Raw genomic sequence first — 14477 nt, 5'->3', positions numbered from 1 at the left:
TAAGTTGCATTTAAAACGCAATAATAGAGCGGGTTATTAGCTCAGTTGGTAGAGCAGTTGACTTTTAATCAATTGGTCGATGGTTCAAATCCATCATAACCCACCATTCTTTATTCCTTGTGAATAGTGTTTGGCATCAATCGGCGGATTTACGTAAGCTTCATTCATAATTGAATAAGTGCATAGAGCGGGTTATTAGCTCAGTTGGTAGAGCAGTTGACTTTTAATCAATTGGTCGATGGTTCAAATCCATCATAACCCACCATTCTATGAAAAGTTATATAAGAGCGGGTCATTAGCTCAGTTGGTAGAGCAGTTGACTTTTAATCAATTGGTCGATGGTTCAAATCCATCATGACCCACCATTCTTTATTCCTTGTGAATAGTGTTTGGCATCAATCGGCGGATATACGTAAGCTTCATTCATAATTGAATAAGCGCATAGAGCGGGTTATTAGCTCAGTTGGTAGAGCAGTTGACTTTTAATCAATTGGTCGATGGTTCAAATCCATCATAACCCACCATTCTATGAAAGTTTTAATCGGCGGATTTACGCAGCTTTTTACAAAGCAGATTTATATTAGAGCGGGTCATTAGCTCAGTTGGTAGAGCAGTTGACTTTTAATCAATTGGTCGATGGTTCAAATCCATCATGACCCACCACTCTCTAATACTTTCCTTTATATTCTTTTTTAAATTCCCATTCTATTTTTTATAAACAGCTTAACTAGTTTGCTGTTATTTATGTTTATATTCTCGTATAATTCGCCCTAATTAATGCACTGTAGATAAGTGGTCGAGAACATGAGTCTAGCTCAAACTATTATGCCTGAAGGTTATATTTTCCCCCCTAAGCCAGCACCGTTAACAAATGACGAGCAAGGCGAATATAAAGCGCGTATAAAACAATTACTAAAAGATAAAAATGCAGTACTTGTTGCACATTATTATACCGATCCTGAAATTCAAGCACTTGCAGAAGAAACCGGCGGCTGCGTTGCCGATTCGCTAGAAATGGCACGTTTTGGTGCACGTCACGATGCAGATATGATCATCGTCGCGGGCGTGAAATTTATGGGCGAAACAGCCAAAATTTTAACGCCAAATAAAACGGTTGTAATGCCAACGCTTGAAGCGACGTGTTCGCTAGATATTGGTTGCCCGATAGACGAGTTCTCAGCGTTTTGTGATGAGCACCCTGACCGTAAAGTGGTTGTGTATGCAAACACCTCTACGGCTGTTAAAGCACGTGCAGATTGGATTGTAACCTCATCATGTGCACTTGAAATAGTAGAGCACCTTGATGAGCAAGGCGAAAAAATCATTTGGGGCCCAGATAAGCACCTTGGTAGTTATATTCAAAAAAATACCGGTGCTGATATGCTTATGTGGAATGGTGCATGTATCGTACATGACGAATTTAAAACTAAAGCCTTAAAAGATATGAAGGCGCTACACCCAGATGCAGGCGTATTAGTTCATCCTGAGTCACCAGCAGAAATTGTTGCACTTGCCGATTCGGTTGGATCTACTAGCCAATTAATTAAAGCTGCGCAAACAATGGACAATAAAAAGTTTATTGTCGCAACCGATCGCGGCATCTTTTATAAAATGCAGCAACTATGTCCAGATAAAGAGTTTTTTGCGGCTCCAACGGCAGGTGAGGGCGCTTCATGTAAAAGTTGCGCACATTGTCCTTGGATGGCAATGAATGGCTTAAAAGCGATTGAGGAAGCCCTCATAAGCCCTAAAGGTAAAGAAGTATTCGTTGATATGGGTTTACGCGAAGGCGCACTTAAGTCGCTTAATCGCATGCTTGAATTTACTGCGAGCATGGCTAAGTAATTTTAAAAGTATAAATTAAAACGGTTAGGTCTTAGATTTAGCCGTTTTTTGTGCCTATAGATAAGCTATTGCTTGATAAGTAAGCATTTAAAGGCTCATATTTAAAAATGCCTTGCACCTTAAGGGTCTATTTCATACTATAGCGCGCTGTTGCATTACACAATTGCAGCACTGTGGAGGGATGGCTGAGTGGCTGAAGGCGCACGCCTGGAAAGTGTGTTTAGGTTTATCCCTAACGAGGGTTCGAATCCCTCTCCCTCCACCATTATTCTTAGAACCCAGTTACTAATATCGAAAGGTATTAGTAACTGGGTTTTTTAATGCCTTCGCAATGACTAACTATTAACTAAATAGAGTGTTGATAACATGCTTACAAGCTCATGTTTTTCAATTGGCTTTGAAACGTAACCATCAAATAACTGTCTGTATATTTCTTTTTGCTCTGTAAAAACATTAGCAGTTAACGCGATAACAATTTGTTCGTTATTAAGCGCCTTAATTTTTTTACATGCCTGAAGACCATCCATTTTAGGCATTTGAATGTCCATAAAAATAATGTCTGGCTTGTGTGACTCGTATAATGAGATTGCTTCTAAACCATTGTTGGCAATAATAATGGTGGCTTTTGTAGGCTCAAGCATTGCAGATGCAACAAGCTGATTTATTTTATTATCTTCAGCTAATAAAATAGTTTTTCCAGATAGGTCAGGAAGCTCAACATTTTTTGTTATTAATGTGCTTTCATCAATCTGTGCTTGTTTTAATGGTAAGTACACATAAAACTGACTACCTGAATCTAATTGGCTTGTTACTTTAATTTCGCCACTCATTAAACCTATTAATGATTTAGTAATAGGTAAGCCAAGACCTGTACCGCCATATTCACGCGTAGTTGATTGCTCTGCTTGTTCAAAGCGCTCAAACAATCGCTCTATAGCCTGCTCAGAAATTCCAATTCCGGTGTCTGATATACAACAACATATTTTGTTTTCGTCGGTTAGCCTAAACGTTACTGTAACGCCACCTTGCGACGTAAACTTAATCGCATTAGATATTAGGTTTAAAAATATCTGTCTGAGTCTAACGGGGTCGCCCACCCAATACTTATGCTCAATATTAATTATAAATTTAAGGTATATATTTTTATCACTGGCTTGCAGGCCAAGATCAGACTCTAAGTGGTGAATAAGTTCAAAAAGGTCGAATGATTTATATTCTAATGAAAGCTTCCCAGCTTCAATTTTAGAAAAGTCGAGGATATCATTAATAATAGTGGTGAGTGAGCGGGTCGAATAAAGTGATTTTTTTAAATACTCTTTTGATTTTTCATTCAATGGCTGCTCTTGCAGTAACTGTAATGTACCTAGTATGCCATTCATAGGTGTGCGTATTTCGTGACTCATATTTGCTAAAAATTCAGATTTAGCTTGTGATGCCTGTTCAGCTAATTCTTTAGCATGTCCGAGAGCTTGTTCGTGATTAATTTGTTCGGTCAAATCGTATGCTACACCCAAATAGCCAACAATTTCATTTTCGTTATTTAATAAAGAGGTAACACTTATATTAACTTGTATGTGCTCGCCTGTAGAAGAAATGTATGTCCACTGATTGATATCAGGCTCTGTAGAAGTTGCTTTTAAGATAAACACTTCAAAACCAGGGAAAACAGGTTCATTTAACTCTGCACTAAGCTGTTTGGCTTTTTTTATAATTTCTTCTTTTAAATGAAAAATACCCGGATTTTCAATTCCAATAACGTCTTTTGCTCTATAGCCTAATAACTTTTCAGAGGCTGGATTAAATAAAGTAATTAAGCCATTTATGTCGGTCGCAATAATAGAGTAACTGGCACTGTTTAAAATACTTTGTTGAAGCATACTTATATCAGCAATTTCTTTAGTGCGTAATTTTACTTCTTTTTCTAATTTTAAATTTGTTTGCTGCAGCATATGCTTATTTTGTTTAGCTTTGATAATTCTTCGCTGTGTTCTTTGTGCTCTACGGTAAAAAAACAGCTGAATTATTAAAGTTATAAACATACAAATAAGGGTATAAAAAACACCATTGACAATAGCTTGATATTTACTCGGCAAGTGTAGTGATTCAATAAATGTGTCTGAAGCACTAAGTGTGATTTCCCATGTTCTTCCCATCACTTTAATTACTTTATTTAACTGATAATCAGCCGAGTTGCTTTTAATGCCGTAGCTAAAAAAGTCAGTTTTAACGTTGTTACCTATGTCGCTAATGACTAGCTTATTTTCATCAGCTTGGGAAAGAGAATCTAAAATATTGTTTATTAATAAAGGGGAGTAAGTCCATCCAATTAATTGCTCTAAACGCTGGATTTTATCAGTTGGAATAATAATATTTTTATAAACTGGTAGTAAAATTAAAAAGCCTTGTTTCGATTTGCTATCCGCTTGGATTAACGTAATAGGCGCCGATAATTGAACTTGGTTATTAATTGCAGAATTTAATGCTGCTTTTTTACGTGTACTTTCCGATGCAATATCGAGTCCTAGAGCCCGTGAATTACTTTGCTCAGGAAATATATACTGAATAATAAAGTGCTCATCACTTTCGTTAGCTAGTTTATTTAGTTTAAATATTTGGTTAGGTCGATCGGATTTTGCAGTTTTTAAGAATTGAGCTAAGTTTTCGGCATTCACTTTTCTTATAAAGCCAATACCATTTGCTCCAGGGAATTCTTGGGCGTAATTGCGACTGTTAGAGTAATTGGAAATTGTTTGGTAGCTTAAATTATTAACGCCAATGCCGTGTATAAATCCTTTTAAACCGTATAGCCCATATTTATATAAGTCGAATCTGCTAGTAACGCCTGTTGAGAGTGAAGAAAGGCGGTTGTTGAGGGCTTCATTTATTTTTTTATTAACAGCATCTTGATGTGCAGTGTGGGCAAAGTAAGTTAATACAATACCACTGATGAAAAAAATAGCATGAGTAAGCACCGAGATTAATAACCTTTTACTAACCGGTCGTCCTGAAAACATTAACTCATCCTTTATTATTAATATACTGACAGTATATCTGTTTTATCATCGAAATAAATATAGCACTTATTATTCAGGATACAACTTTGTTATTAATTAGAATATATATATTTTATAAAGGTTTAGAGTAGATGTAATATAAAAAGTTGATTTTACTCACCAAGATAAGACGAACATGCATATAAATATAATAATTTTTATGTTCTTTGCTACTTTATAGCGAACAACAAAAGTATTAGCTAAAGGTGCTGATTTTTATATTTATCGATTTTTTAGTGAATATTAGGTGCTCAAAAAACAACGGATAGCTTTTAGTTTTTGCTTATAACTTTACTTTGGTAAGTTTAAATAAAGTAAAATTTAACCAATATTATGACGCTTTTAAAGGGAACTATCGGTATAGGTACGAGCGAGCAAGAGACAATGCTCACCTTGCTTTTATAATTCATCCGAAACAAAACAAACACTTAATATTTTATAATATGAAAATTAAAACATTAAAAACTTATATTGTTCTATATTTTAGTAGCGTGAAAGAAAACGTGATTACTTAAAATGTAATTACCATATGACATGTTTACCGTGTAGGTCGAAAAAATACACGCTGCTATGCACTGCACAGTTAAAACTTAAACAAAACAAGGTAACGGAGATAACTATGGCTCACCGAGTATCTAAATTACTTGCGGCAACAGGCGCAGTATTAACATGTATTTCTATTCCTTCGTATGCCGCTGTTAATGGGCTGACAGAACAAGATGAATTTAATATAAAACTTAGATCAATTTATTTTGACCGTGACTACGATAACGACGCAAGTGACGATTCAACTTTTGCTCAAGGTATAGAGCTCAATTACACATCGGGTTATATAAACGATTTAGTGAGTGTGGGTGTATCGACTTACACCGTGATGGATATTAATTCTACGGGTTCAGCCGCAGGTAATATTTTGCCAGCAGGTAATGAGAGCGGTGGAGTTGACGATAGCTTTTCTAAATTTGGGCAATATTTTTTAGATTTTAAATTGGGCAATAACGGTCACGTTAAAGTGGGCGGGCAAAAAACCAAAAGTATGTTGCTTAAAAGCTCTGGGAGTCGGGCTATTCCTAATACTTTTAGAGGCGTTTTTGGCGATTACAAAATTGGTAACACTAAATTATACGGTTACGTTTACGATAAATGGAGCCGTCGACACGATGATAGATGGGAAGACTTTTCTACCGATCAATCGGCAACTGGTGCTATTAGCGTAATTTGGGGCGTAGGTGCTACGCATAAAAAAGACAATCTAATATTAGAGGCTGAATATTTAAATTCGCGCAATTATTTAAGTAAAATAGGGTTAAAAATCAGTTACGACATTAAGCTTGAGCAAAGTAAGTTAACCCTTTCAACTGGCATATTTACCTCACAAGATGATGGCGATTTATTTGTAACAGGCGCAGAGGGTGGTGATTTAGATGATGAAGATACATCTGGTGCATTAACAGGTTTAACCAAAAGTGAAAACGATGGGTTTGCCTATTACCTAGATGCTGATTGGAAAAAAGATATTTGGAGTGTAGGTGCGGCATTTACTAAAGTAAGTGATGCTTGGATTGAAGATAATTTCAGTGGCGACCATGGTACAAACCCATTTCCAACTCGCTCATTAATTGGTGCTGATTTAACAAACCAAAATGAAACATCATGGCAAGCTCGTTTAGGAATTGATTTGAAAGCAGTATCGCCTGGCTTAACAACTAAATTTTACTACACAGACGGCAGCGATGCTGAAAACTCTGCGTTGGGTAAGTTAGGTGGCACAGCCGACGAAAAATATTGGGCTGTAGATACCCGCTATAAAGTTGAGAAAATAAAAGGCTTAAGCTTACGCTGGCTATTTGTAGATTATACAACCGAAAAATCAGGCAGTGTTGATGGTGTTAAAGGCGATAGAGCTGACCATCGAGTTTATGTAGATTACACTATTAAATTTTAACATGACTTTTAATAAGCCAATGCAAATTTTATGCATTGGTTTTGTTTCCTTTTTTAATTACCTTTATGATAAAACTAACAAATAAATAATAAAAATTAAGCTAATATATGTTTTCTCTTCAACAGTGGCAATCACAGGGTCAATTTACTCAAATTAGTGGCCATCAAATTTTTACTAAAACAGCTGGTGATATAACTAAGCCTGCGCTGCTTTTAATACATGGCTTTCCAAGTGCTAGTTGGGACTGGGAAGGTATGTGGCAAACCCTTAGTGAACATTATTTTGTAATTACACTCGATATGCTAGGTTTTGGTTTGTCAGATAAACCTAAAAATGCAGGCTATAAAATTACTGAACAAGCCGACTTATATACTCAATTTTTAAAAACGTTAAATATTAATGATATACATATTTTAGCTCATGACTATGGCGATACTGTGGCTCAAGAGTTATTAGCAAGGCAAGTTGTTAGCCAAAGTGACTTTAAAATAAACAGTGTGTGCTTTTTAAATGGTGGGTTATTTCCTGAGGTGCATAAACCCTTATTTATACAAAAGCTTTTACTTTCAAAGCTAGGTTGGATAGTGCCAAAATTAATGAATAAACAAAAATTTGCCAATAATCTACTTACTATTTTTGGTAAAAGTACACCGCCTTCAAAACAAGTGGTAGACACACTTTGGGAGCTGCTAATTTATAAAGATGGCTTAGCCGTAATGCCCAAACTCATTAGTTATATAAAGCAGAGGCAGCAAAACCGAGCACGCTGGGTTGGTGCCATCATAAATAGCAATATACCACTTACGTTTATAGCAGGCGCAGAAGACCCCATCTCTGGTAAGCATATGATTGAGCATTATAAAAAGCTGATCCCCAATGCGCGCGTACAAGAGTTTGTAGAGCTTGGGCATTATCCGCAAGTAGAAAATCCAGATGCAATTACGCAGGCTTATTTGAATTTTAGATATTGCCACTAAAAACGCGGCTACTAAATTAAGTGCCGCGTTTATAAATTTTAGAACTCTGAGTATTTAGGCTTTGAACCTTAATATTTTTGCTTTGGTGCTCTTAATTGTTTTTCAAACTCATCTGAAAACAATATCGTGCCATCATCTTCCTCTGTAGGGAAGGCAGCAATAAGTAAGTCATCTTCCTCAAGGCCTGGTGTCCAGCGACTAAACCAGTCAGCAAGTGGGATTGCTTTAGCGCTGCAGCCAGCCCATTCTCCAGTTGCCCATGCTTCTGCAAATTCACGAGTTGGCCAAACTGGCACACAGTCGTCATCTTCGTTGGCAAGCATAACGCAGCCATCATCATCGTTTAAAATCCATACTTGCTTGAACTGTTGTACGGTTTCGAACATATAGGCTAGGCGTTTTTTGGCTCCAAGCCCTAAAATTACTGCGTGTTCTTCGCTTAAATTTGGCGTTGTCATAATTAGCTCACTTTTAATTACTATATCTAAATTATATGCACACAAGTATATCGAGTTATATGACAGAGTGTTGAAAAGTTGCTATTTAATTTCAACAATGCAGATCTAATTTGTAGATTGATCAGTATAATTTCTCACTAATTTGAGCGATCATTCAAAAATAAGCTTGAATGTTTGTAAAAAGGCCACATTGTAGTAAGCATATACTTAATGAAGGATTGAAAAATGACAACTGATCTACTTGCTCCGTTTAAATTAAATAACACGATTGAGCTTAAAAACCGCGTACTTATGGCGCCATTAACGCGTTGTATGGCTGACGATAACTTAGTGCCAACACAAGATATGGTTGAATATTATGCTCGCCGTGCCGAAACCGGTTTAATTATTAGTGAAGCAACTATTATTCGTCCAGATGGACAAGGTTACCCAAATACTCCGGGTTTATTTACCAGCGAGCAAATTCAAGGTTGGAAAAAAGTAACTGACGCTGTGCACGCTAATGGCGGCAAAATGTTTGCACAGCTATGGCATGTTGGCCGTGTTGCACACCCTCACTTTTTTGATGGCGATGTACTTGCTCCATCAGCAATTGGCGTTGAAGGCTCTGTCCCTCGTATGCGTGAGCTTACATACATCACACCAAAAGCAGCCACTACTGATGATATTAAAAGTCTAGTTGCTGATTTCGCAAAAGCTGCTGAAAACGCAATTGAAGCAGGCTTTGATGGGGTAGAGATTCACGGTGCTAACGGTTATTTAGTGGACCAATTTTTACATTACGCTGCAAATACACGCAGCGACGAATATGGTCAAACGCCTGAAAACATGTCGCGTTTTGCACTAGAAGTAACCGATGCGGTTATTGCTGCTGTAGGCAGTGATCGTACTGCACTTAGATTAACACCGGGTGCTTACTTTAATATGAGCGAAGATAGCCGCGATAAAGCGGTATTTGATTACTTATTACCAGAGCTTGAGAAGAGAGATTTAGCGTACTTACACGGCGGTATTTTTGACGACAGCATGCGCTTTGACTCGCTTGAGGGCAAAAGCATCTCTGAATTTTTACGTGCAGGCTACAAAGGTACATTAGTAGGCGTAGGTAGTTATAGTTTTGAGTCAGCAAAAGAAGCTATTAACGATGCTAAGTTTGACTTAATAGCGATTGGTCGCCCACTTATTGCAAACCCAGATTACATTAGCAAAATTGCAAACGGTGAAGAGTTAGTACCATACAGCGATGAAATGCTTGCACAATTGAAATAAATTACTATTTGTAATAAGTTCTAGAAAATAATTAAGACACCCAAAGTTAAACCTTTGGGTGTCTTTTTTTGTACATATTCCCGCCATAAATCTTCCATATTTGTTTAATTTTTATGTAAATAAAGTTCATCCTCGTTGTCATATTTAAAATTCATACTGTCCGCGTTTTCATATTTCATAATTAAAATCAAACGGGACAACAATGTACGCTTTAAAAAACAAATCGCTTTTGAGCATGGCAATTGCCATGGCTGTATCAACATCTAGTTATGCTAACGACAACACCATAGAAGAAGTAACCGTGGTTGCTAAACCAACGAGCTACGCTAACAATGTTATTGAGCCTGCAATGCTTGAGCAACAAAGTTCGGTATCGAGCATATTATCGGTTATTGATAATTTACCGGGTATTAGCATAAATGAAGGTGATGCATTTGGTGGCGACGATTGGTCTACTACAATCACCATGCGTGGTTTTAGTATTGATGGAAACCAACAACAATTAGGTATGACCGTTGATGGCATTCCCAATGGTGGCTCTAATTATGGCGGTGGTGCTAAAGCTAACCGTTACTTGGAGAGTGAAAATTTAGCAACAGTAGAAGTAGGTCAAGGTACGTCTGATATTAAGTCGGCTTCACTTGAAGCACTAGGCGGGACATTTAACTTTGTAAGTAAAGACCCAAGCCTTGAAAAAGGCACTACCTTTGCGTATACATCAGGCAGCCACGATGCCACGCGTTATTACTTTAAACACGAAACAGGCACTGTTTTTAATAACACACAAGCGTACGTAAGTTACTCGCAAACAGATACAAGCCGCTGGATTGGCTCAGGCAGTAATGGGGGCAAAGACAACCAACACGCAGAGCTTAAGTTTGTATCTAATTTTGACGATTTAACACTTACCGGGCGTTTATCTTACGACGATGTAAGCGAGACAAACTATAACAGCGTAAGCCTTGAGCAGTTTGAACAAACACCAGAGTGGGATCAGCTAACATGGAATTGGACAGGAATTCCGCATTTTGACCAAATGTTTGCTGAAGGTTGGGGAACGCTTCGTGAAAATACCTTAGGCTATTTAAAATTTGAATACGCGATTTCGCCAACTTCATTATTAACCGTTAGTCCTTATTATCATAAAAATTCAGGTCGCGGCGATTGGATCCCACCTTATTTAACAACGCCTGTTGATGAAAATGGCGAACCAACAACACAGGGCGGCACTAATGCAGGCTCTTATGGTTTTGCTGATAGTGAGGGCAACCCGCTTGCACCAAATGCCGATTGTACGCAAAGTTTGAGCTGGCCATGGGAGTCGGGTCCTGGTTTAAATCCTGCGTGTTACGATGCAACAGCAACGCCGGTTATGTCTTACCGCCATACGCATTACAACAAAGATCGCTTAGGTGTAACGGCAAATTACCAAGCTACATTTGGTGATCACGATATAGAAGCGGGCTTTTGGTATGAGCAAAGCGAGCGTGACGAGTCGCGTGATTGGCACAAAGTAATTGATGCGCGTATTTATCATCACTTTGATAGCACGCCTTACTGGACACAATACAAAAACACTTTTGATACCGATACATTCAAATGGTACCTACAAGACTCGATTAATTTTGGTGACTTAACATTAAATATTGGTGCAAAACAGTATTTAGTTGAATTACAAAAGTACGACCACTTTGCTAACGAAAGATCAGATAAAGTAGATAGCGACTCAGACGTGTTATTTAGTGGTGGTGTATTGTATCAGCTAAATAACAGCACAGAATTATTTGCCAGTTACAGCGAGAATTTTTCAGCAATAAAAGACGGTGTACTTGAGCGAGACAGCTCAACGCTTACAAACATAGAGCCAGAAACTGCCGACAATATCGACTTTGGTGTACGTTACAAAGCCGACAGATTAACTATTACAGCGACGGCTTACAGTGTTAAGTTTGATAATCGCATTACCTTTATTGCCCCTGGTAGTGGCACAGACGGCATTGATTACACGATTGGTACAAATGGCTCGTACGTAAATGTAGGGGGTATTGACTCAAATGGGCTCGAGCTTGCAGCAAGCTATATGTTAACACCAAGCTGGAGCGTGTACTCGTCGTATACTAATAGCAGTTCTGAGTATTCATCCGATGATCCAAATGCATACGATTCACAGGGCGTAATATTAAAAGACGAAAGTGGTAATGAGGTAGCACTAAGCTTTAGAAAAGGCGACAGCATAATAGATTCATCAGAGGATTTATTTGTGGTATCTACCGATTACTTTAGCGATGGCTTTCGTGTTGGTTTATCGGCTAAATACACCGGCGAGCGTTTAGGTGCATGGCAAGACGAAGACACTCGCACGCGCAATAAAGTAGACGGCTACACCGTACTTGATTTTAATGCAGGTTATTCAACTGACGTAGATGCCGGCCCGTTTAAAGCCATTGACGTATCGTTTGTTGTTTATAACGTTACCGACAAAAGCTACTTAGCAGGTGGTACTGGTAACGGCGCTACTTATTACATTGGTGCGCCTCGCACCGCAGCAGTTACATTTACCGCTGACTTTTAATTAGGTTTTAGTAATTGAATTTAAATATAGCCCATCATTGATGGGCTTTATTATATGAAAGGGCGCAAACGCGATGAAAACAATTATAAAAGTAATACTATTTAGCTTAAGTGTATTAGCGAGTAACTTTGCAACAGCAGCGCAAAATGTAGTGCTGGTAACGCTTGATGGAGTACGCTGGCAAGAAGTATTTAATGGGGCTGATAATAGCTTAATTAATAATACTGATTTTGTTAAAAAGCCTGAGCAATTAAAGAGACAATTTTGGGCAAAAACTGCAAATGAGCGCCAGCAATTACTAATGCCTTTTTTAACGCAAGTAGTGGCTAAACAAGGCGTAATTATTGGCGATAGAGCTAACGGCTCTACTATGTCGGTAAGTAACCCGTGGTATTTTTCATACCCTGGTTACAACGAAATACTCACCGGTGAAGTTGACGAAAATATAAATAGTAACAACAAAGTGCTCAACCCAAATAAAACTATTTTAGAGCGTTTAGATAAGTTACCTGAGTTTAAAGATAGCACTGCCTTATTTGGCAGTTGGGATGTATTCCCATACATTGTAAATACTAAGCGCAGTAACGTGTATGTAAATGCAGGTTTTATGTCAATTGAAGAGAATTTATTCACCGATGCGCCGCTGTTAAATGCGCTACAAAATGAAATTCCCAGTCCTTGGTATAACGTACGACTAGATAGTTTTACATATCGCTTTGCTAAAGCGTATATGTTGGCTAAAAAGCCTAAGTTGTTAGTGATAAGTTTAGGCGAAACCGATGACTTTGCGCATGATGGTCATTATGATCAATACCTTAAATCGGCAAGGCAAAGTGACGCTTTTATAAAAGACTTATGGGCAACTATTCAAACTACAGCGGGTTATAAAAATAACACCACACTAATTATTACTACTGATCACGGCCGTGGCAATAATGCCAATGATTGGCAACATCACAGCTCTAAACGTGCACTTGCTGAGCTAGAGTTAGGTGAAAATACCTACCCAGAAGGAATTGTCGGCTCTGAACATATTTGGCTTGCAGCCATCGGCTCCGCAATAAAAGGACGGGGCTTAATTAAAACTGAAAATGAGCTTAAACAAGTACAAATAGCAGCGACCGTTTTAAAGGCTCTTGGGCAGAATCCAAATGAAATAAATTCAAATATGGCGCCAGCTATTAGCGAGATTTTAAAATGAAGAACCTATTAAAACCATTAACCCTATCTGCCTTGGCGTTGAGTTTGGTTATTAGCGCGAGTGTTAATGCCGCGCCATCTAAAATCCTATTTGGTTCGTGTGGGCATCAAGATAAAAACATACCCATATTTAATACAATTAACAAAGAGCAGGGGGATTTGTTTATATTTTTGGGTGACAATATTTATGGCGATACCAACGATATGGATGTACTTGCCGATAAGTACCAACGTTTAGGGGCAAAGCCTAGTTTTGAAACGTTAAAAGCGCAAACGCCTATCATTGCCATGTGGGATGACCACGATTATGGCCAAAACGATGCCGGTAAAGAGTATCCGCATAAAGAGCAATCACGCCAAATTATGCTTAATTTTTGGGATGAACCTGTAAACTCAGCGCGTCGCACTCGTCCTGATGGAATTTATACCTCGTACATGTATGGTGAAAATGAGCAAACCATACAAGTAATAATGCCTGATTTACGTTGGAACCGTGATGCGCTAAACCATGTAGGTGAGCTTGAATACTACACTAAGCGTAAGTTAAATAACCAAGGCCCGTATAGTCCTAGTGAAGTGAAGGGCGCATCAATGATAGGTGAAGCCCAGTGGCAATGGCTTGAACAAGAGCTTAAAAAGCCTGCTGCAATAAAATTGATTGCCTCAAGCTTACAGCTTTTACCCGATTTTACAGGTTGGGAGTCATGGGCAAATTTTCCTGAAGATAGAAACCGTTTATTTGCATTGATTAAAAAGTATAAGGTAAATGGGGTAGTGATCATCAGCGGCGATACGCACTGGGGTGAAATATCAAAGTATCAGCAAAACCTTGATTACCCATTAATTGAGATGACCAGCTCTGGCTTAACTGAAAAGTGGAAAGATGTAAGCCCTAACAAACACCGAGTAGGGAATTTTACTCATAACGTAAATTACGGTGATTTAAGCATAGACTGGCAGCAAATTGACCCCACTATTTCACTTAAATTAAAAGGCATTGATGGCGAAGTAATAGTGCAAAGTGATTTTAGTTTATCAAGTATTAGCCCTTATAAATAAACTCACTACTACGCACAGTATATAAAATAGATGCTGTGCGTATAAAATCTGTAAGTTAGTTCTTAACTCTCTGATTTATTAAAGCCAATTACCCGTTTG

General features: G+C 38.0%; 9 protein-coding genes and 6 tRNA genes. 13 read left to right on the top strand and 2 right to left on the bottom strand.

All coding sequences use genetic code 11. The features are described 5' to 3' along the window. The first annotated feature begins 30 nt into the window (after positions 1 to 30). From PARC_RS10855 to PARC_RS10825, 7 genes are all read left to right on the top strand, one after another. Positions 31 to 106: transfer RNA gene (locus tag PARC_RS10855), tRNA-Lys, on the top strand. An 83-nt stretch (positions 107 to 189) separates the two neighbouring features. Then, positions 190 to 265: transfer RNA gene (locus PARC_RS10850), tRNA-Lys, on the top strand. 24 nt (positions 266 to 289) lie between these two features. Continuing rightward, a tRNA-Lys gene (locus PARC_RS10845) sits at positions 290 to 365 on the top strand. An 83-nt stretch (positions 366 to 448) separates the two neighbouring features. After that, positions 449 to 524 (top strand) — tRNA-Lys (locus PARC_RS10840). A 63-nt stretch (positions 525 to 587) separates the two neighbouring features. Beyond that, a tRNA-Lys gene (locus PARC_RS10835) sits at positions 588 to 663 on the top strand. Positions 664 to 804: 141 nt separating this feature from the next. Continuing rightward, positions 805 to 1845 carry a quinolinate synthase NadA gene (nadA, locus tag PARC_RS10830; protein ID WP_010554042.1) on the top strand — a complete coding sequence of 347 codons (1041 nt, stop codon included), beginning with the start codon at positions 805 to 807 and terminating at the stop codon, positions 1843 to 1845. Positions 1846 to 2020: 175 nt separating this feature from the next. Then, positions 2021 to 2110: transfer RNA gene (locus PARC_RS10825), tRNA-Ser, on the top strand. Positions 2111 to 2180: 70 nt separating this feature from the next. Here the strand turns inward: PARC_RS10825 and PARC_RS10820 are convergent. After that, positions 2181 to 4859, bottom strand: coding sequence for a CHASE domain-containing protein (locus PARC_RS10820; RefSeq protein WP_010554043.1), 2679 nt, complete (start codon positions 4857 to 4859; stop codon positions 2181 to 2183). A 658-nt stretch (positions 4860 to 5517) separates the two neighbouring features. Between PARC_RS10820 and PARC_RS10815 the strand changes: the two genes are divergently transcribed. Next, on the top strand, positions 5518 to 6843 hold the full coding sequence (locus PARC_RS10815) for an OprD family outer membrane porin (RefSeq protein ID WP_010554044.1): 1326 nt from the start codon (positions 5518 to 5520) through the stop codon (positions 6841 to 6843). 107 nt (positions 6844 to 6950) lie between these two features. Beyond that, on the top strand, positions 6951 to 7820 hold the full coding sequence (locus tag PARC_RS10810) for an alpha/beta fold hydrolase (RefSeq protein WP_010554045.1): 870 nt from the start codon (positions 6951 to 6953) through the stop codon (positions 7818 to 7820). 68 nt (positions 7821 to 7888) lie between these two features. Here the strand turns inward: PARC_RS10810 and PARC_RS10805 are convergent, their stop codons facing one another. Then, entirely contained in the window at positions 7889 to 8278 is a 390-nt protein-coding gene (locus PARC_RS10805; RefSeq protein ID WP_010554046.1) for a DUF2750 domain-containing protein, read from the bottom strand. 225 nt (positions 8279 to 8503) lie between these two features. On the opposite strand from PARC_RS10805, the gene PARC_RS10800 reads away from it, so the two are divergent. From PARC_RS10800 to PARC_RS10785, 4 genes are all read left to right on the top strand, one after another. Then, positions 8504 to 9547, top strand: a complete 1044-nt coding sequence (locus PARC_RS10800; protein WP_010554047.1) for an alkene reductase — start codon at positions 8504 to 8506, stop codon at positions 9545 to 9547. A 202-nt stretch (positions 9548 to 9749) separates the two neighbouring features. Continuing rightward, positions 9750 to 12119 carry a TonB-dependent receptor domain-containing protein gene (locus PARC_RS10795; RefSeq protein WP_010554048.1) on the top strand — a complete coding sequence of 790 codons (2370 nt, stop codon included), beginning with the start codon at positions 9750 to 9752 and terminating at the stop codon, positions 12117 to 12119. Positions 12120 to 12192: 73 nt separating this feature from the next. After that, positions 12193 to 13320 carry an alkaline phosphatase family protein gene (locus PARC_RS10790; RefSeq protein ID WP_010554049.1) on the top strand — a complete coding sequence of 376 codons (1128 nt, stop codon included), beginning with the start codon at positions 12193 to 12195 and terminating at the stop codon, positions 13318 to 13320. Next, entirely contained in the window at positions 13317 to 14378 is a 1062-nt protein-coding gene (locus tag PARC_RS10785) for an alkaline phosphatase D family protein (RefSeq protein WP_010554050.1), read from the top strand. Before PARC_RS10790 ends, PARC_RS10785 begins: the two co-directional genes overlap by 4 nt. The last annotated feature ends 99 nt before the right edge of the window (positions 14379 to 14477 follow it).

Source organism: Pseudoalteromonas arctica A 37-1-2, assembly GCF_000238395.3.
GTDB classification, from domain to species: domain Bacteria; phylum Pseudomonadota; class Gammaproteobacteria; order Enterobacterales; family Alteromonadaceae; genus Pseudoalteromonas; species Pseudoalteromonas arctica.
Note: the sequence above shows the minus strand (reverse complement) of the source record. Positions and strands in the feature narration are given on the sequence as shown.

What these genes read in the sequence shown, in the direction of transcription:
- PARC_RS10815 (WP_010554044.1), top strand. Translation starts at nt 5,518, where the DNA reads ATGGCTCACCGAGTATCTAAATTACTTGCGGCAACAGGCGCAGTATTA.
- PARC_RS10820 (WP_010554043.1), bottom strand. Translation starts at nt 4,859, where the DNA reads ATGTTTTCAGGACGACCGGTTAGTAAAAGGTTATTAATCTCGGTGCTT.
- PARC_RS10790 (WP_010554049.1), top strand. Translation starts at nt 12,193, where the DNA reads ATGAAAACAATTATAAAAGTAATACTATTTAGCTTAAGTGTATTAGCG.
- PARC_RS10810 (WP_010554045.1), top strand. Translation starts at nt 6,951, where the DNA reads ATGTTTTCTCTTCAACAGTGGCAATCACAGGGTCAATTTACTCAAATT.
- nadA (WP_010554042.1), top strand. Translation starts at nt 805, where the DNA reads ATGAGTCTAGCTCAAACTATTATGCCTGAAGGTTATATTTTCCCCCCT.
- PARC_RS10805 (WP_010554046.1), bottom strand. Translation starts at nt 8,278, where the DNA reads ATGACAACGCCAAATTTAAGCGAAGAACACGCAGTAATTTTAGGGCTT.
- PARC_RS10795 (WP_010554048.1), top strand. Translation starts at nt 9,750, where the DNA reads ATGTACGCTTTAAAAAACAAATCGCTTTTGAGCATGGCAATTGCCATG.
- PARC_RS10800 (WP_010554047.1), top strand. Translation starts at nt 8,504, where the DNA reads ATGACAACTGATCTACTTGCTCCGTTTAAATTAAATAACACGATTGAG.
- PARC_RS10785 (WP_010554050.1), top strand. Translation starts at nt 13,317, where the DNA reads ATGAAGAACCTATTAAAACCATTAACCCTATCTGCCTTGGCGTTGAGT.